This is a genomic window from Intrasporangium sp. (assembly GCF_032907665.1).
In the GTDB taxonomy this organism is placed as follows: domain Bacteria; phylum Actinomycetota; class Actinomycetes; order Actinomycetales; family Dermatophilaceae; genus Intrasporangium.
Map to the genome: position 1 here is coordinate 1 of NZ_JAJJPG010000033.1, position 17,327 is coordinate 17,327.

Below are 17,327 nucleotides of genomic sequence, written 5' to 3' on the forward strand. Positions count from 1 at the left end.
GCCCGCTTCCTGGGTCGAGTGGCCCCAAACGCTCGACCGTCCGCGTCGAGTGGCCATGGCTCCACCTTCCACGTGCTGATCGCTGTGGAGGACCGGGCCACTCGAGTGACTGGCGCCCTCTCCCTGTGGAGGACCGGGCCACTCGAGTGACTGGCGCCCTCTCCCCTGCGGAGAATGGGGCCACTCGAGCCGGCACGTGGGCCCTCGTGCACGCGGGGCGAGCCCAGCGGCATACGCTCTCTCACGTGTCGACGTCCGTGCCCGCCCCACCCCGCCCGACGACCTCCCGCCTGCCGCGCCGGTGGGTGCGGCCCATCCTCGTCGCGAACCTCGTGGCGGAGGTCGGCATCGTCGTCACCGGCGGGATCGTCCGGCTCACCGGGAGCGGCCTGGGCTGCTCCACGTGGCCGGAGTGCCAACCCGGATCCTTCACGCCCGTGCGCACGCCCGAGAGCGCGTACCACGACCTCATCGAGTTCGGGAACCGCACCCTGACGGGCGTGCTCGGCGTGCTCGCCCTCCTGTCCGTGTGGGCGGTGGTGACGACGTGGCCGCAGCGGCGGCGGATGAGACGCGTGGCCTACGGCGTGCTCGCCGGCGTCGTCGCCCAGGCTGTCGTCGGGGGCATCACGGTCCGCACCGGGCTCAACCCCTGGACCGTGATGTTCCACTTCCTCGTCTCGATGGTCCTCATCGGCCTGTCGACGGCCCTCGTGCGCGGAGCCCGGGACGACGCGTCGGGCCCGGGAGAGCTCACCGTCCACCCCCTGACCCACCGTCTCGGCTGGGCCACGACCGGCGTGGGGACCGTCGTGCTCGTCCTCGGCGCGGTCGTCACGGGTTCGGGGCCGCACTCCGGCGACGCCGACACGCCCGCGCGGACGGGTTTCGACCCCCGCTTCGTGTCGTGGATGCACGCCGACGCGGTCATGCTCTTCGTCGGCCTCGTCATCGCGACCCTCGTCGCGGTGCGGCTCACCTCGACCGTCACCAGCACCAGACGCGCCTGGGACGCGGTCCTCTACGTGACCGTCGCCCAGGGGTTCATCGGCTACGTCCAGTACTTCACCGGACTGCCGGAGGTCCTCGTCCTGCTGCACATGCTCGGGGCCAGCCTGCTCGTCGTCGCGCTGACCTGGGGCGTGCTGGAGATGCGTCTCCAGCCCGTGTGAGCACCCTCTAGGTTGGTGTGGTGGACCACAGCGACCAGCCAGTCCTGCGCGACGGTGAGCTCCTGCTGCGGCCCTGGACGACTGACGACGTCGAGCCGTCCCTGCTGCTTCACGACGCCGAGATCGCCCGGTGGTTCGACGTTCCGGCCACCATCCCGACCCGGGAGGGCCACGCGGCCTGGGTGCGCGGCACGCACGCCGAGTGGGCCGACTCCCGCTCCAAGGCGACGTTCCTCGTGGAGTGGGAGGGCACGGTCGCGGGCTCGGTCGACGTCAGGCAGGTAGCCGAGGGAGTCGGGGCGCTCTCCTGGGTCGTCTACGCGCCCTACCGCAGCCGCGGCATCGCCAGCCGTGCGGTGCGCCTGCTCATCGACTTCGCCTTCACCGAGCTCGGGATGACCCGGGTCGAAGCGCACGTCAACCCGCTCAACCGGTCCTCCCTGCGCGTCGCCCTGAGGGCCGGGCTGCGCCGCGAGGGACTGCTGCGCGCCAACACCCGCCTGCGCGGCGAGCCCCACGACACCGTCGTCCTCGGCCGGCTCCGGAGTGACCCGACCCCTGACACCCGCGAGGGCTTCACCGCGATGCTCGACTCCGCGCTCCCGGTCAAGAGGGCCATCGCCCAGGGCGTCCTGCGCAACGAGCGCGGGGACGTGCTCCTGTGCGAGCTCGCCTACAAGCGCGAGTGGGACCTTCCCGGAGGCGTCGTCGACCCCGGTGAGTCGCCCGCGTACTGCCTCGTGCGGGAGGTGGAGGAGGAGCTTCGGATCACGGTGCGTCCGAGCAGTCTGCTCGCCGTCGACTGGCTGCCGCCGTGGCTCGGCTGGCGAGATGCCGTCCTGCTCGTCTTCGACCTCGGCACGTCCCCCTCCGACCTCGCCGATCGGGTCGTTCTCGAGCACCGGGAGATCCGCGCGGTGCACTGGGCAGACGAGGCGTGCTGGTCACAGCGCGTCGCGCCCTACACCGTCCGGCTGCTCCGCTCCATCGGGCGACGCGACCCACGGGTCACGGGTGCGCTCTACCTTGAGGACGGGAACCCCACGCTCGAGACGCAACCCCGCGGGTGAGGACCCGTCCGCTCGCCGACCGCGCGGAGCGGCATACGGCTCGTCGTGGTGCCACGGCGCGGGGAGTGGACGTCAGGCGAGGCCGGGAAGCGCGAGGTGCCAGATCGGGTCGATGGCCACGCCGACGAAGAGGATCGTCAGGTACGTGATCGAGAAGTGGAACAGCCGCATCGGCCGCAGCTTCGACTCCGCTGCACCGGCGCGCGCCGCAGAGAGCAGCCGGTGCGCCTCGGCGAGGAAGAGGGCACCGGAGGCCAGGGCGGCAACCGTGTAGATCCAGCCCATCCCGGCGACCGGGATGAGCGCCAGGGAGGTCAGCACCATCGCCCAGGAGTAGACGGCGATCTGCCTGGCCACGACGACCATCTGCTGGACGACGGGCAGCATCGGGACCTCTGCCCTGGCGTAGTCCTGCTTGAACCGCATCGACAGTGGCCAGTAGTGCGGCGGCGTCCAGAAGAAGATCACCATGAAGAGGATGAAGGCCGACCAGCTGAGCGAGTTCGTCACGGCCGACCACCCGATGAGCACCGGCATGCAGCCCGCGGCGCCGCCCCAGACGATGTTCTGAGCCGTGCGCCGCTTGAGCAGGAGCGTGTAGCCGAGGACATAGAAGAGCAGGGCAGCGAGGGCGAGCCAGGCGCTCAGCCAGTTGACGAGCAGGCCCAGCCACAGCGTGGACACGACCGCAAGGACGACGCCGAAGGTCATCGCGCCACGCGGGCTGATCGTGCCGGTGACGAGCGGCCGCTTGCTCGTGCGGTGCATGACCGCGTCGATGTCGCGGTCGATGTAACAGTTGAGCGTGTTGGCCGCGCCGGCGGACAGGGTGCCGCCGACGAGGGTGGCGAGCACGAGGAACAGATCGGGGACGCCGCCCGCGGCAAGGAACATCACGGGGATCGTCGTGATGAGCAACAGCTCGATGATCCGCGGCTTCATCAGCGAGACGTACTGCCCGACGAGGAACCTCAGCCCGCTTCCGCCAGGACCGTGTAGCGCCGAGAGGTCGGCGCGGGGGTCCACCGTTGTCACTGCAGTCCTCGTCATCCGTCGTCGCGCCCGACACGCCCGGCGCGCCGGGTGCAGGCAGGTCCGCCCGCAGTCTAGCCCGAGCCCGGACGGGTAAGGGACCAGCCCGGCGCGGGTCGCGCGGTGCTGCTGCACCGCGGACGTGCGCCACACCGCACGCACTAGGCTCGTGATCGTACGCGCCGCACCACATCTGGCCCAGAAGGAGACCCGTCCCCGTGCCTACTCCGACCAGCGCAACCGCCACGGCGAGCAAGCCCACCCGAGCGAGGAAGGCGGCGGACCTCCTGGCGGGACGCGACACCGGTCTGGCCCGTCCCGTCTGCCGGAAGGCCGGCTGGACCGACCTCGACGTCCGCGCCGTGGACACCGCCCGCATCCTCGCGGCCGACGCCGTCCAGAAGGTCGGCAATGGTCACCCCGGCACAGCAATGTCGCTGGCTCCGCTGGCGTACCTGCTCTACCAGAGCGTCATGCGCCACGACCCCTCGGACCCGGCCTGGCTGGGCCGGGACCGTTTCGTCCTGTCCGCCGGGCACTCGAGCCTGACGCAGTACATCCAGCTCTACCTCAGCGGCTACGGCCTCGGCCTCGACGACCTCAAGGCGCTGCGCACGTGGGGCTCGAAGACACCGGGCCACCCGGAGGTCCACCACACCGTGGGCGTCGAGATCACCACGGGGCCCCTCGGCTCCGGCCTCGCCTCCGCCGTCGGGATGGCCATGGCGCAGCGCCGGCAGCGGGGCCTCTACGACCCCGACGCCAAGCGGGGGACGAGCCCGTTCGACCACCGCGTCTACGTCATCGCATCCGACGGGGACCTCCAGGAGGGGGTCAGCCACGAGGCCAGCGCACTCGCCGGCCACCACGAGCTCGGCAACCTCACCGTGGTCTACGACGCGAACCAGATCTCCATCGAGGACGACACCGACATCGCCTTCAGCGAGGACGTCGCCCAGCGCTACGAGGCCTACGGCTGGCACGTCGTCACGGTGGACTGGCGCGGGGACGGTGACGGCGACAGCTACGTCGAGGACGTCGACGCCCTCCTCGCGGCGATCCGTTCGGGAGAGAAGGTGACCGACCGGCCGACCCTCGTCATCCTGCGCACGATCATCGCCTGGCCCGCCCCGACCAAGCAGGACACGGGCAAGTCCCACGGCTCGGCCCTCGGCGAGGAGGAGGTCGCGGCCACGAAGCAGCTGCTCGGGTTCGACCCGAAGAAGTCGTTCGTCGTCGAGCCTGCCGTGCTCAAGCGGGCCCGCGAGGTCGTGAAACGGGGCAAGGCGGTCCACCGGGAGTGGGACAGGTCCTACCAGGCCTGGCGCAAGGCCAACCCCGACCGGGCCGCGCTCCTCGACCGCGTCGTCGCCGGCCGCGCGCCGGACGGGCTGGCCAAGGCGCTGCCCACCTTCCCCGCCGACGAGAAGGGGCTGGCCACCCGCGCGGCATCGGGCAAGGTCCTCAGCGCCCTCGCTCCCGTCATGCCCGAGCTGTGGGGTGGCTCCGCCGACCTCGCCGAGTCGAACAACACGACGATGGAGGGTGAGCCCTCCTTCATCCCGACGTCCAAGCAGACCGATGCGTGGAAGGGCCACCCCTACGGACGCACCCTCCACTTCGGCATCCGCGAGCACGGCATGGGCATGATCCTCAACGGGATGGCCCTCGAGGGCCTCACCAAGCCCTACGGGGGGACCTTCCTCGTGTTCTCCGACTACATGCGTCCGGCCGTCCGACTCGCCGCGTTGCAGCAGCTCCCCGTCACGTACGTGTGGACGCACGACTCGATCGGGCTCGGCGAGGACGGCCCCACCCACCAACCCGTCGAGCACCTGGCGGCGCTGCGGGCCATCCCCGGGCTCGACGTCGTGCGCCCTGCCGACGCCAACGAGACCGCGGCGGCCTGGGCCCACCTGCTGACCAACGCGACCGGGCCGACCGCCCTCGCGCTCACGCGTCAACCTGTCCCGACCTTCGACCGGTCCGTCCACGGCAAGACGAGCGGAGTGGCCAAGGGTGCCTACGTCCTCGTCGAGGAGTCACGACCTGGCGAGCCGGACGTCATCCTCGTCGGGACGGGCTCGGAGGTGCAGCTCGCCGTGCAGGCAGCTGAGCGACTCGAGAAGTCCGGGATCGCGACCCGTGTCGTGTCGATGCCCTGTCGTGAGTGGTTCGAGAAGCAGTCGAAGTCCTACCAGGACAAGGTGCTGCCGCCGCGGGTGCGTGCCCGCGTCAGCGTCGAGGCGGGCGTCTCGATGGGCTGGCACGACATCGTCGGGGACGCCGGCCGCACGATCAGCCTCGAGCACTTCGGGGCGTCAGCCGACTACCAGACCATCTTCCGGGAGTTCGGTATCACGGCCGACGCCGTCGTGCGGGCTGCCAAGGACTCGATCAAGGCGGCCGCTGCCGAGGTCCACGCCCCCGCCATCACCGAGACCAACCCGCGCAAGCGAAGCTCGGGCGGCGACACCGACGTGTCCAGCTCGAGTCCCCGGGCCGCCGCCAAGAAGTCGGCGACAGCCCACACCTCGAAGGGGAAGTGATCACATGACGAACCCGAACACCCAGGCCCTGTCCGAAGCCGGCGTCTCGATCTGGCTCGACGACCTGTCCCGAGAGCTGCTCGAGACCGGCAAGATCGCCGAGCTCGTCGAGGAGCGCAACGTCGTCGGGCTGACCTCCAACCCGTCGATCTTCCAGGCCGCCCTGTCCAAGGGAGACCGCTACAACGACGACCTCGCCGCGCTGACGGGTGCGGACAAGAGTGTCGAGGAGGTCGTGCACGAGCTGACGACGGCCGACGTGCGCGAGGCCTGCGACCTGTTCCGCCCGATCTACGACCGCACCGGTGGAGTCGACGGCCGGTGCTCCATCGAGGTCGACCCACGTCTCGCACACGACACCGAGGCCACCATCGACCAGGCCAAGCAGATGTATGCCGATGTGGACCGGCCCAACGTGCTCATCAAGATCCCGGCGACCATGGCGGGGCTCCCTGCGATCACGGCCGCCACGGCGGAGGGGATCAGTGTCAACGTCACCCTGATCTTCTCGCTCGACCGCTACCGGGCCGTCATGAACGCCTACCTCGAGGGCCTGGAGAGGGCCCACGCCGCTGGGAAGGAGCTGTCGACGATCCACTCGGTCGCGTCGTTCTTCGTCTCGCGCGTGGACACCGAGGTCGACCAACGCCTCGACGCCCTGGGGACCGACGAGGCGAGGGCGCTGCGGGGCAGGGCCGGTGTCGCCAACGCCCGGCTCGCCTACCAGGCTTTCGAGGAGGTCTTCAGCACGCCGCGGTGGCGCAGCCTCGCCGACGAGGGCGCCAACGCGCAGCGTCCACTCTGGGCCTCGACAGGGGTCAAGGACCCCGCGTATCCCGACACGCTGTACGTCACCGAGCTCGTCGCCCCGGGCGTGGTCAACACGATGCCCGGCAAGACCCTCGAGGCGACCGCGGAGCATGCCGAGATCCGCGGCGACACCATCACCGGTGCCTACGCCGACGCGGCTGCGGTCCTCGATGCGCTGGCCGCCCAGGGGATCTCGTACACCGACGTCGTCGAGCTCCTCGAGAAGGAGGGCGTCGACAAGTTCGAGAAGTCCTGGGGTGAGCTCCTCGACGGGGTCGCCGAGGAGATGGAGAAGGTGCGGGCATGACCTCGCTGTCCGTGAGCGCGTCCGGAGCAGCTGCGGACGCCATCGAACAGCATGTCCCCGACCTCGTCCGCGACTCGGTCGCCAGTCGGCTCTTCGCCCAGGACGCGAGCCTGTGGGGCCCCGAGGCCGAGCCCGAGGCACGCATCCGCCTGTCCTGGGTCGGCCTCGCGCGATCGTCCAGGCCGCTCGTCGGGGAGATCGCAGCACTGCGGGACAGCCTCGCCTCGGAGGGCCTGGGCCGCGTCGTCCTCTGCGGCATGGGCGGGTCCTCGCTCGCACCCGAGGTCATCTGCGCCACCGCCGGCAAGCCCTTGGTCGTGCTCGACTCGTCAGACCCGGACGTCGTGCGCCGGACCGTCGAGGACGACCTCGAGCACACGGTCGTCGTCGTCTCGAGCAAGTCGGGCTCGACCGTCGAGACCGACTCCCAGCGACGTGCCTTCGAGCAGGCTTTCACCGACGCCGGAATCGACCCGGCCGCCCGGATCGTCGTCGTCACCGATCCCGGGAGCCCGCTCGACGGCGACGCCCGGGCGAAGGGCTACCGGGTCGTCAATGCCGATCCTGACGTCGGGGGACGCTACTCCGCCCTGACCGCCTTCGGCCTCGTGCCGAGCGGACTCGCCGGGGTCGACGTCTCGGCCCTGCTCGACGAGGCAGAGTCCGTCTCGGACCTGCTCGCGGCCGACGACCCCGCCAACCCGGTCCTGCGGCTCGGGGCCGCGATGGGTGGCACCACTCCGCTCCGCGACAAGCTCGTCCTGCTCGATGACGGGTCCGCGATCGTCGGTCTCGCCGACTGGGCCGAGCAGCTCATCGCGGAGTCCACGGGCAAGGGTGGCACCGGCGTGCTTCCCGTCGTCGTCGAGTCTGCGCAGGCTCCAGAGGTGCTCACGCCTCCCCCGGACGTCCTCGTCGCACACCTCGTGGCGGCCGACGACGAGACGCGCCCGTCGGACGACTCCGTCCGGGTCGGCGGGACCCTCGGCGCGCAGCTGCTGCTCTGGGAGGCTGCGACCGCCGTGGCCGGACGCCTGCTCGGTATCAATCCCTTCGACCAGCCCGACGTCGAGTCGGCGAAGCAGGCCGCACGGGAGCTGCTCGACCAGGGCGTCGGCGACGCCGCCCCCCCGGTCTTCGTCGACGGTGCGGTAGAGGTCCGTGCGCTCGGGGGCGACTGGCTCGGTCAGCCACCAGCTGAAGGCGCGTCCGTCGCTGACGCCGTGGAGAAGCTGTTGGGCCAGGTTCCCGAGCGCGGCTACGTCGCGGTCATGGCCTACCTCGACCGGGTTGCTGACGCCGAGCTCGCCGACTGCCGGCCGGCGCTCGCCCGCCGCAGTGGACGACCGGCGACGTTCGGCTGGGGTCCGCGCTTCCTCCACTCGACCGGGCAGTTCCACAAGGGCGGGCCGGCGGTCGGCGTCTACGTCCAGATCACGGCCGCTCCCCGCGACGACCTGTCGGTGCCTGGCCGGGACTTCACGTTCGGGCAGTTCATCGCCGCACAGGCCGGCGGCGACGCACGGGTCCTCGCGGAGCACGGACGACCCGTCCTCCAGCTCCATCTGACCGACCACGACGCCGGCCTGGACCAGGTCCGAGAGGCCCTCCAGGCAGGAGATCACGGATGAGTCCGGCGCGGGTGGCACGTGGTGTCAACCCGCTCCGGGAGCCGGAGGACAAGCGTCTCCCCCGCATCGCCGGCCCCTGTGGACTGGTCCTCTTCGGCGTCACCGGCGACCTCGCGCGCAAGAAGCTCATGCCGGCGATCTACGACCTCGCCAACCGGGGACTGCTCCCTCCGGGCTTCTCGCTCGTCGGCTTCGCCCGACGCGACTGGGCCACCCAGGACTTCGGCCGGGTCGTCCACGACGCCGTGCGGGAGCACGCTCGCACGCCGTTCAGCGAGGACGTGTGGCGCAACCTGTCGGAGGGCTTCCGCTTCGTGCCGGGCACCTTCGACGACCCCGCCGCGTTCGACCTGCTCGCGCAGACCGTCCGGGAGCTCGACGCCGATCGGGGAACCGGTGGCAACCACGCCTTCTACCTCTCCATTCCGCCTGCGTTCTTCGCCCCGGTCTGCCAGGAGCTCGAGCGCTCGGAACTCACGACGTCACCGGGCGACGCGTGGCGGCGCGTCGTCATCGAGAAGCCCTTCGGCCACGACCTGCGCAGTGCGCAGGAGCTCAACCGGATCGTCGAGAAGGTCTTCCCGCCGGACTGCATCTTCCGGATCGACCACTACCTCGGCAAGGAGACGGTGCAGAACCTGCTCGCCCTCCGGTTCGCCAACCAGCTCTTCGAGCCGGTCTGGAACGCCCACTACGTCGACCACGTGCAGATCACCATGGCCGAGGACATCGGCATCGGTGGGCGGGCGGGCTACTACGACGGCATCGGCGCGGCGCGCGACGTCATCCAGAACCACCTGCTCCAGCTCCTCGCTCTCACGGCGATGGAGGAGCCGGTCTCGTTCGACGCCGGCGACCTGCGCGCGGAGAAGGAGAAGGTGCTGTCCGCTGTCCGCCTCCCGGGCAACCTCGACACCCACGCCGCCCGCGGACAGTACGCCGCGGGGTGGCAGGGCGCCACGGAGGTCGTCGGCTATCTCGAGGAGGACGGGGTCGACCCGGACTCCGCGACCGAGACCTTCGCCGCGGTGACGCTCGAGGTCGACACCCGCCGATGGGCGGGTGTGCCCTTCTACCTGCGGGCCGGCAAGCGGTTGGGCAAGCGGGTGACGGAGATCGCCGTGGTCTTCAAGCGGGCGCCACACCTCCCCTTCGCGCACACCGCGACCGAGGAGCTGGGCGAGAACGCCATCGTCATCCGCGTCCAGCCCGACGAGGGAGTCACGATCCGCTTCGGCTCCAAGGTGCCCGGCGGCCAGATGGACATCCGGGACGTGACCATGGACTTCGGTTACGGGTCCTCCTTCACCGAGGCGTCTCCCGAGGCCTACGAGCGCCTCATCCTCGACGTCCTCCTGGGGGATCCCCCGCTCTTCCCCCGCCACGAGGAGGTCGAGCTGTCCTGGCGCATCCTCGACCCTCTCATCAAGCACTGGGCGCGCACGGGCAAGCCGGAGCAGTACACCGCCGGAACGTGGGGACCCGCGTCGGCGCACGCGATGCTCGCCCGCGACGGGCGGACCTGGAGGATGCCATGATCCGGGACCTCACCGACACGACGACGACCGAGATCAGCAAGACCCTGGTCCGGACCCGCAACGAGGTCGGTGCCATGGCCCTCGGTCGGGTGCTGACGCTCGTCGTCGTCGTCGACGACACGGACGCGTCCGACGCGATCGATGTGGCCAACCACGCGAGCCGCCAGCACCCTTGCCGGATCATCGTGCTCATCGCGGGCGACCGGCGCGGACGCAACCGACTCGACGCACAGATCCGACTCGGCGGCGACGCCGGTGCGAGCGAGATCGTCGTCCTGCGGCTCTACGGGCCGTTGGCGAAGCACGGGCCGAGTGTCGTCACCCCCCTGCTCCTGCCCGACTCCCCCATCGTCGCGTGGTGGCCGGGCGAGGCTCCAGCGGACGTGGCCAACGACCCGATCGGAGCCATGGCCCAGCGGCGGATCACCGATGCTGCCCAGCACCGGAACTCCCGCCTCGTGCTCAAGAAGCGCGCCTCGTCGTACCAACCCGGCGACACCGACCTGTCCTGGACCCGCATCACGCGCTGGCGCGGACTGCTCGCCGCGGCACTCGACCAGCCGCCGTACGAGCAGGTGACCAGAGCGGTCGTCTCCGGGGCACCGGACTCCCCGTCGACCGACCTGCTCGCCGCCTGGCTCGCGCATCGGCTCAAGGTCCCGGTCCAGCGCGTGGCGACCCCCCGTGGCTCGGGCATCAGCGCCGTGCGCCTCGAGCGCCGGAGCGGCCCCATCGACCTCGTCCGCCCGGGTGACACCATCGCGACCCTCTCGCAGCCCGGGCAGCCCGACCGGCGCATCACCCTCCCCCGACGCGGGTCCCAGGAGATCCTCGCCGACGAGCTGCGCCGCCTCGATCCGGACGACACCTATGAGGACGCGCTCCTGCGCGGAATGGACAAGCTCACTCCGGTGCGGCTCTCCGCCGCGGAGGCGGCCCGGGCCGGCAAGGCACCGGACCCCGCCGAGGCTCGTCGGCTCGCCGCGCGGCTCGGCCGGGACGACTCGGCCAAGGAGGCGATGGCGATGATCACCGCACCACCCGCCCCGGAGCGCTCCGAGACGGGTGAGGTGCACGCCGCAACGGTGCGCAAGCTCGCCGGCAAGCGGACGCCCCGCGAGCAGGAGCAGGCGTCCCGGCGCTCCACAAACAAGGCCGCCACGAAGGCCGCCACGAAGTCGACCAAGAGGTCCACGAGCACGTCCGCCACGAAACCAGCGACACAGTCCGCCACGAAGTCCACGACCAGGAAGGCCTCGACATGACCCCCGAGCCCGTCGTCGTCGTTCACCCGGACCAGCAGTCCCTCGCAGACGCCGCCGCGGCGCGCCTCGTCGTGGCCCTCGTCGACGCCCAGACCCGCTCCCCCGAAGCCCAGATCGCGCTCACCGGTGGGTCGCTCGGCTCCCAGATCATCACGTCGCTCACGCAGGTGCCGGGCCGCAGCGCCGTGGACTGGGACAGGGTGCGGGTGTGGTGGGGTGACGAGCGCTACCTGCCCCGTGGCGATGCCGACCGCAACGACACCCAGAACGACGCAGCCGGCCTGTCCACTCTCGGCCTCGACGAGGCCAAGGTGCATCGCGTCCCCGGGCCCGACGACTCCGACAGCGCAGAGGCGAGTGCGGACGCCTACGCCCAGACGTTGCGCGACCATGGCGCGGGCGCGTTCGACGTCGTCATCCTCGGCGTCGGTCCGGACGGGCACGTCGCCTCGCTCTTCCCGCACCATGACGCCCAGCGCGCCACCGGTACGCCAGCGGTTGCAGTGCACAACTCTCCGAAGCCGCCACCTGACCGCGTGTCCCTCACCTTCGAGTGCCTGGCTCGCGCCCGGGAGGTGTGGTTCCTCGTGGCGGGCGCGGACAAGGCAGAGGCTGTCGCGGCGGCCCTTTCGCCCGGGACCGACCGCTGGGACGTGCCCGCTTCCGCACCCAAGGGCACGGAGGCAACGCGCTGGCTCGTCGATGCGGCCGCCGCCGCGCGGCTGCGCTGACCCCGATCTTGCCCACCGACCCAGCCGAGCCGGCCGGGCCAGTGTGAGCCCCCGGGAACCCACCACAACACAGACGTATGCCGCTGAGCGGGTCTCCGCTGAGCGGCATACGTCAGGTGCGTGGTGGGCGCTACCCCGGGTCAGTGGGTCAGAGCAACCCCACGAAGCGTCTCACTGGATGAGGCCCCGCTCGCGGAGGCTCGACAGCGCTTCGTCGAGGATCGCGGCGCCGTCGGCGTCACTGCGACGCTCCTTGACGTAGGCGAGGTGGGTCTTGTAGGGCTCGACCTTCGGCGGAGCCGGGGGGTTGTCCTGGTCCGGACCGGCCGGAAAACCGCAGCGCGGGCAGTCCCAGAGGTCGGGCACCACCATCCCGGGCTCCTCGGCGAAGCTCGGCCGGGTCTCGTGGCCGTTGGAGCACCAGTAGGACACGTAGACCCGGGGGGCCGCGTCTCCGCGCTCCGCCTCGCCCATCGGCCCGGCGCCGACCCGGCTCCCTCGAATAGCGTTACCGCTCGCCATGCAACCCGTCCTCTCAGGTCTGGAAACGGGCCAGCAGGCCCAGTCCGATGATCGCCGCAGCCCACACGGTCGCGACGGCGACGGTGAAGCGGTCGAGGTTGCGCTCGGCGACCGACGACCCGCCGAGCGAGGTGGACATGCCTCCGCCGAACATGTCGGACAGTCCGCCACCCTTGCCCTTGTGCAGCAGGATGAACAGGGTCAGGATCAGGCTGGACAGCACCAGCAGGACCTGCAGCACGATGCGAACCGCATCCACGTGGTCACTCCAAATCGTCGGTTACGGGGGGTGGTTCCCGTCGGGTCGCCAGCCTTTTGTGGGGCTCGGCACAGGATACCTTCCCCGGCCGGATGAGCCGAACAGGCATCGCTTCGTCTCGGCCTGGCGACCTCGCGTCAGGTCGCGGTGAGATGGTCGCGGTAACGGCAGATCGACGCGAACTCGGCCGGGTCGATGGACGCTCCCCCGACCAGCGCCCCGTCGACGTCCTCCATCGTCATGATCGCCGCGACGTTCGCGGCCTTGACGCTTCCGCCGTAGAGGACGCGCACGCCGTCGGCGAGGTCGCCGGTGTACAGCTCCGCGAGCAGGGTGCGGATCGCAGCACACACCTCCTGGGCGTCCTCGGGAGTGGCCACCTCACCCGTCCCGATGGCCCAGATCGGCTCGTAGGCGATGACGATGCTCGCGGCCTGCTCCCTGGGCACGCCCTCGAGGGCAGCGCGCAGCTGCGCGACCACGTGCTCGACCTGGCGGCCCTCCTTGCGGACGTCGAGGGCCTCGCCGCAGCAGAGGATCGGCGTGAGGTCATGGGCGTAGGCCGCCCGGACCTTCGCAGCGACCACGTCGTCGGTCTCGTGGTGTCCCTCGCGCCGCTCGCTGTGGCCGACGACGACATAGGTGCAGCCGAGCTTCTTGAGGAACGCCCCCGAGATGTCGCCGGTGTAGGCGCCGGCAGTGTGGGGCGACAGGTCCTGCGCGCCATAGCGCAGCCGCAGCCGGTCGCCCTCGACGAGCGTCTGGACTGACCTGAGGTCGGTGAACGGCGGCAGCACGGCGACCTCGACGGCGTCGTAGTCGTGCTTGGCGTCACGGAGCGTCCAGTCGAGCTTCTGGACGAGGTGGGTTGCCTGGAGATGGTCGAGATTCATCTTCCAGTTGCCGGCCATGAGCGGAACACGACCGACTGGCTTCTGCCGGGCCATCAGTCGCTCGCCCCCGACCCCGCCGCAGCGCCGTCACTGGTGCTGCCACTTCCACTCACAGGGCCACTCACACTGATGTCGTCGTCATCATCATCGAGAACGGTGAGCCCCGGCAGCTCCGTGCCCTCGAGGTACTCGAGGCTCGCGCCGCCGCCCGTGGAGATGTGGCCGAAGTCGGTGTCGGCGAAGCCGAGCTGACGGACGGCGGCCGCGGAGTCGCCACCTCCGACGACCGTGAGCGCCCCGTCGCTGGTGACGTCCGCCAGCGCCTGCGCGAGAGCCTTGGTCCCCGCGGCGAAGGGCTCCATCTCGAAGGCCCCCATCGGACCGTTCCAGAACACCGTGCGGCAGTCGGCCAGCTTCGATGCGAAGAGAGCAGCGGACTGGGGCCCGATGTCGAGTCCCATCCGGTCGGCGGGGATCGCGTCGACGGCGACGACGTCGTGTGCAGCGTCGGCGCTGAAGTCGTCGGCGACGACGATGTCGACGGGCAGGACGATCTCGACGCCTTCCTGCTCTGCGCGCTCGAGGTAGCCCCGCACGGTGTCGACCTGGTCCGATTCGAGCAGGCTCCTGCCGACCTCGAGACCTTTCGCCGCGAGGAAGGTGAAGACCATGCCGCCCCCGATGAGGAGCCGGTCCGCGGTGCCGAGGAGGTTGCCGATGACGCCGAGCTTGTCGGACACCTTGGCCCCGCCGAGCACGACAGCGTAGGGGCGCTCGGGGTCCCGAGTCAGCCGGCGGAGCACGTTGACCTCGGCCTCGACGAGTCCCCCGGTGGCATGTGGGAGGAGCCGGGCGACGTCGTAGACGGAGGCCTGTGCCCGATGCACCACGCCGAAGCCGTCGGAGACGAAGATGTCGGCGAGGGAGGCCAGCGCCTCGGCGAACTCGGCCCGGTCCGCGTCGGTCTTCGCGGTCTCACCCGCGTTGAAGCGGAGGTTTTCGAGCAGGACCACACCCCCGTCCTCGAGCGCCTCGACGGCCGCCTTCGCGCGCTCACCGACGGTGTCCTCGGCGAAGGTCACGGGGGTGCCGAGGAGGTCGCCGAGTCGGCGCGCCACGGGAGCCAGGGAGTACTTCGGGTCGGGCTCGCCCTTGGGTCGGCCGAGGTGGGCGCACACGATGACGCGGGCGCCCATCTCGGAGAGCATCTTGATCGTCGGCGCTGACGCACGGATGCGCCCGTCGTCGGTGATCGTCGTGCCCTGGTCGGTCTGCTCGAGCGGGACGTTGAGGTCGGAGCGGACGAGGACGCGCTTGCCGCGCAGGTCCCCGAGGTCGCCAATCGTCTTCACGGGGCTGCCTCTTCGGTGGTCAGAGCGACTGGCCGACGAGCTTGACGATGTCGACGAGGCGGTTGGAGTAGCCCCACTCGTTGTCGTACCAGCCGACGACCTTGACCTGGTTCCCGATCACCCGGGTCAGGCCGGCGTCGAAGATGCAGGACGCCGGGTCGGTCTCGATGTCCTTGGAGACGATGGGGTCCTCGGTGTAGACGAGGTAGCCCTTGAGCGGGCCCTCGGCGGCAGCCTTGACGGCGGCGTTGACCTCCTCGACGCTGGTCTCCCGACCGGCCTCGAAGGTGAGGTCGGTCGCCGACCCGGTCGGTGTCGGCACCCGCAGCGCGAAGCCGTCGAGCTTGCCCTTGAGGTCGGGCAGCACGAGGCCGATCGCCTTGGCGGCGCCTGTCGTCGTCGGGACGATGTTGAGCGCGGCCGCGCGGGCCCGCCGCAGGTCGCGGTGCGGTCCGTCCTGGAGGTTCTGGTCCGCCGTGTAGGCGTGGATCGTCGTCATGAGGCCCTTGACGATGCCGAACTCGTCGTGCATGACCTTCGCCATCGGCGCGAGGCAGTTCGTCGTGCACGACGCGTTGGAGATGATGGTGTGCTCGGCTGCGTCGTAGAGGTCGTCGTTGACGCCCATGACGATGGTGATGTCCTCGTTCTTCGCCGGCGCCGAGATGATCACCTTCTTCGCCCCTCCGTCGAGGTGGGCCCTGGCCTTCTGCGCGTCGGTGAAGAAGCCGGTCGACTCGACGATGACGTCGGCTCCCACCGCGGCCCAGTCGATCTGGGCCGGGTCGCGCTCCTCGAAGACGCGGATCGCCTTGCCGTCGACGGTGATCGACGTCTCGTCGTAGCTCACGTCGCCGGGGAACCTGCCGAGGATGCTGTCGTACTTCAGCAGGTGGGCCAGGGTCTTGTTGTCCATGAGGTCGTTCGTGGCAACGACCTCGAGGTCGGCCCCGGATGCCAGGGCGGCGCGGAGGAAGTTGCGTCCGATGCGGCCGAAGCCGTTGATGCCTACGCGAATGGTCACTGCTGTGCACCTCTCGGGGTGGGACTTCGTTGGTCGGCGGCGGTCGCGGCGTGCGACGCCCGCCCCTCAACCCTAGTCCGTACCCACATGCGGCCCCTTCGCCCGGTGGGGTGAGTCACGTCGAAGCGGGGTCAGCCGTCGAGCATCTCCGGGGTGAGGTTGGCGTCCGTGCCCGGAATGCCGAGCTCCTCGGCCCGCTTGTCGGCCATGGCGAGCAGGCGCCGGATCCGCCCGGCCACGGCGTCCTTGGTCATGGCCGGCTTGGCCAGCTGGCCGAGCTCCTCCAGGCTGGCCTGCTTGTTCTCGAGGCGGAGCACGCCCGCCTCGCGCAGGTGATCAGGCACCTCGTCCCCGAGGATCTCCATGGCCCGCTCGACGCGCGCCCCGGCGGCCACGGCGGCACGCGCGGAGCGACGCAGGTTGGCGTCGTCGAAGTTGGCGAGTCGATTGGCCGTGGCGCGCACCTCCCGCCGCATCCGCCGCTCCTCCCAGGCGAGGACGGCGTCGTGTGCGCCGAGGCGGGTGAGCATCGCACCGATGGCGTCCCCGTCCCGGATCACGACGCGGTCGACGCCCCGGACCTCCCGAGCCTTCGACTGGATGCCGAGGCGCCGGGCGGCTCCGACGAGTGCGAGGGCCGCCTCGGGCCCGGGGCAGGTGATCTCCAGGGCGGACGACCGACCCGGCTCGGTGAGGGAGCCGTGGGCGAGGAAGGCTCCTCGCCAGGCGGCCTCGGAGTCGCAGGTGGGACCGCTGACGACCTTGGGCGGGAGGCCGCGAACCGGGCGACCCTGGGCGTCGATGAGGCCGGTCTGGCGGGCCAGCGTCGCGCCGTCCTCGACGACTCTGACGACGTAGCGTGAGCCGCGCCGCAGGCCACCGGCGGCGAGGACGAGGACGTCGCTGCGATGGCCGTAGACCTCGCTGATGTTGCGCCGCAGCCGGCGAGCGGCGTTCGCGGTGTCGAGCTCGGCCTCGACGACGATCTGCCCCCCGATGATGTGCAGCCCGCCGGCGAAGCGGAGCATCGTGGACACCTCGGCCTTGCGACAGCAGGGCTTGGTCACGTCCAGACGCGAGAGCTCGTCCTTCACCTTCGCTGTCATCGCCATGCTCGACATCCTGCCATCCGCGCGGGCGGCTCGCGTCCGATGCGGTCGCACCGACGGGCC

Annotated in this window: 15 protein-coding genes; 8 read left to right on the plus strand and 7 right to left on the minus strand. The window is 70.8% G+C overall.

What is annotated here, in order from left to right:
- Positions 1-245 precede the first annotated feature (245 nt).
- Positions 246-1,172 carry a COX15/CtaA family protein gene (locus LOY02_RS07265; protein ID WP_317181670.1) on the plus strand — a complete coding sequence of 309 codons (927 nt, stop codon included), beginning with the start codon at positions 246-248 and terminating at the stop codon, positions 1,170-1,172.
- A 20-nt stretch (positions 1,173-1,192) separates the two neighbouring features.
- Positions 1,193-2,242, plus strand: coding sequence for an NUDIX hydrolase (locus LOY02_RS07270; RefSeq protein WP_317181671.1), 1,050 nt, complete (start codon positions 1,193-1,195; stop codon positions 2,240-2,242).
- Between the two features lie 72 nt (positions 2,243-2,314).
- Here LOY02_RS07270 and LOY02_RS07275 read toward each other — a convergent pair whose 3' ends face one another.
- Positions 2,315-3,292 (minus strand): heme o synthase, encoded by a 978-nt coding sequence (locus tag LOY02_RS07275; protein ID WP_410505929.1) that lies wholly within the window; start codon positions 3,290-3,292, stop codon positions 2,315-2,317.
- 200 nt (positions 3,293-3,492) lie between these two features.
- On the opposite strand from LOY02_RS07275, the gene tkt reads away from it, so the two are divergent.
- Genes tkt through pgl form a run of 6 tightly spaced genes read left to right on the plus strand, consistent with a single transcriptional unit; the run spans position 3,493 to position 12,105 of the window.
- Positions 3,493-5,823 (plus strand): transketolase, encoded by a 2,331-nt coding sequence (gene tkt, locus LOY02_RS07280; protein WP_317181673.1) that lies wholly within the window; start codon positions 3,493-3,495, stop codon positions 5,821-5,823.
- A 4-nt stretch (positions 5,824-5,827) separates the two neighbouring features.
- A complete protein-coding gene (gene tal, locus LOY02_RS07285) occupies positions 5,828-6,940 on the plus strand; it encodes a transaldolase (protein WP_317181674.1) in 1,113 nt (370 codons plus the stop codon).
- On the plus strand, positions 6,937-8,571 hold the full coding sequence (locus tag LOY02_RS07290; RefSeq protein WP_317181675.1) for a glucose-6-phosphate isomerase: 1,635 nt from the start codon (positions 6,937-6,939) through the stop codon (positions 8,569-8,571). Before tal ends, LOY02_RS07290 begins: the two co-directional genes overlap by 4 nt.
- The gene (gene zwf / locus LOY02_RS07295; protein ID WP_317181676.1) at positions 8,568-10,109 is read left to right on the plus strand and encodes a glucose-6-phosphate dehydrogenase; all 1,542 of its coding nucleotides are present in this window, start codon (positions 8,568-8,570) and stop codon (positions 10,107-10,109) included. The genes LOY02_RS07290 and zwf overlap by 4 nt, the downstream gene beginning before the upstream one ends.
- A complete protein-coding gene (locus LOY02_RS07300) occupies positions 10,106-11,374 on the plus strand; it encodes a glucose-6-phosphate dehydrogenase assembly protein OpcA (RefSeq protein WP_317181677.1) in 1,269 nt (422 codons plus the stop codon). Before zwf ends, LOY02_RS07300 begins: the two co-directional genes overlap by 4 nt.
- On the plus strand, positions 11,371-12,105 hold the full coding sequence (gene pgl / locus LOY02_RS07305) for a 6-phosphogluconolactonase (RefSeq protein ID WP_317181678.1): 735 nt from the start codon (positions 11,371-11,373) through the stop codon (positions 12,103-12,105). The genes LOY02_RS07300 and pgl overlap by 4 nt, the downstream gene beginning before the upstream one ends.
- Before the next feature lie 171 nt (positions 12,106-12,276).
- On the opposite strand, the gene LOY02_RS07310 is transcribed toward pgl, so the two are convergent.
- From LOY02_RS07310 to whiA, 6 genes are all read right to left on the minus strand, one after another.
- Positions 12,277-12,627 carry an RNA polymerase-binding protein RbpA gene (locus LOY02_RS07310; protein WP_317181679.1) on the minus strand — a complete coding sequence of 117 codons (351 nt, stop codon included), beginning with the start codon at positions 12,625-12,627 and terminating at the stop codon, positions 12,277-12,279.
- Between the two features lie 13 nt (positions 12,628-12,640).
- On the minus strand, positions 12,641-12,886 hold the full coding sequence (secG, locus tag LOY02_RS07315) for a preprotein translocase subunit SecG (RefSeq protein ID WP_317181680.1): 246 nt from the start codon (positions 12,884-12,886) through the stop codon (positions 12,641-12,643).
- Positions 12,887-13,023: 137 nt separating this feature from the next.
- A complete protein-coding gene (tpiA, locus tag LOY02_RS07320) occupies positions 13,024-13,833 on the minus strand; it encodes a triose-phosphate isomerase (RefSeq protein ID WP_317181681.1) in 810 nt (269 codons plus the stop codon).
- Positions 13,833-15,131 (minus strand): phosphoglycerate kinase, encoded by a 1,299-nt coding sequence (locus tag LOY02_RS07325; protein ID WP_317181682.1) that lies wholly within the window; start codon positions 15,129-15,131, stop codon positions 13,833-13,835. The genes tpiA and LOY02_RS07325 overlap by 1 nt, the downstream gene beginning before the upstream one ends.
- A 19-nt stretch (positions 15,132-15,150) precedes the next feature.
- Positions 15,151-16,155 (minus strand): type I glyceraldehyde-3-phosphate dehydrogenase, encoded by a 1,005-nt coding sequence (gene gap, locus LOY02_RS07330; protein ID WP_317181683.1) that lies wholly within the window; start codon positions 16,153-16,155, stop codon positions 15,151-15,153.
- Positions 16,156-16,286: 131 nt separating this feature from the next.
- The gene (whiA, locus tag LOY02_RS07335) at positions 16,287-17,267 is read right to left on the minus strand and encodes a DNA-binding protein WhiA (protein WP_317181684.1); all 981 of its coding nucleotides are present in this window, start codon (positions 17,265-17,267) and stop codon (positions 16,287-16,289) included.
- Positions 17,268-17,327: the final 60 nt, after the last annotated feature.

What these genes read in the sequence shown, in the direction of transcription:
- LOY02_RS07275 (WP_410505929.1), bottom strand. Translation starts at nt 3,292, where the DNA reads ATGACGAGGACTGCAGTGACAACGGTGGACCCCCGCGCCGACCTCTCG.
- tal (WP_317181674.1), top strand. Translation starts at nt 5,828, where the DNA reads ATGACGAACCCGAACACCCAGGCCCTGTCCGAAGCCGGCGTCTCGATC.
- LOY02_RS07290 (WP_317181675.1), top strand. Translation starts at nt 6,937, where the DNA reads ATGACCTCGCTGTCCGTGAGCGCGTCCGGAGCAGCTGCGGACGCCATC.
- zwf (WP_317181676.1), top strand. Translation starts at nt 8,568, where the DNA reads ATGAGTCCGGCGCGGGTGGCACGTGGTGTCAACCCGCTCCGGGAGCCG.
- LOY02_RS07300 (WP_317181677.1), top strand. Translation starts at nt 10,106, where the DNA reads ATGATCCGGGACCTCACCGACACGACGACGACCGAGATCAGCAAGACC.
- pgl (WP_317181678.1), top strand. Translation starts at nt 11,371, where the DNA reads ATGACCCCCGAGCCCGTCGTCGTCGTTCACCCGGACCAGCAGTCCCTC.
- LOY02_RS07310 (WP_317181679.1), bottom strand. Translation starts at nt 12,627, where the DNA reads ATGGCGAGCGGTAACGCTATTCGAGGGAGCCGGGTCGGCGCCGGGCCG.
- tpiA (WP_317181681.1), bottom strand. Translation starts at nt 13,833, where the DNA reads ATGGCCCGGCAGAAGCCAGTCGGTCGTGTTCCGCTCATGGCCGGCAAC.
- whiA (WP_317181684.1), bottom strand. Translation starts at nt 17,267, where the DNA reads ATGGCGATGACAGCGAAGGTGAAGGACGAGCTCTCGCGTCTGGACGTG.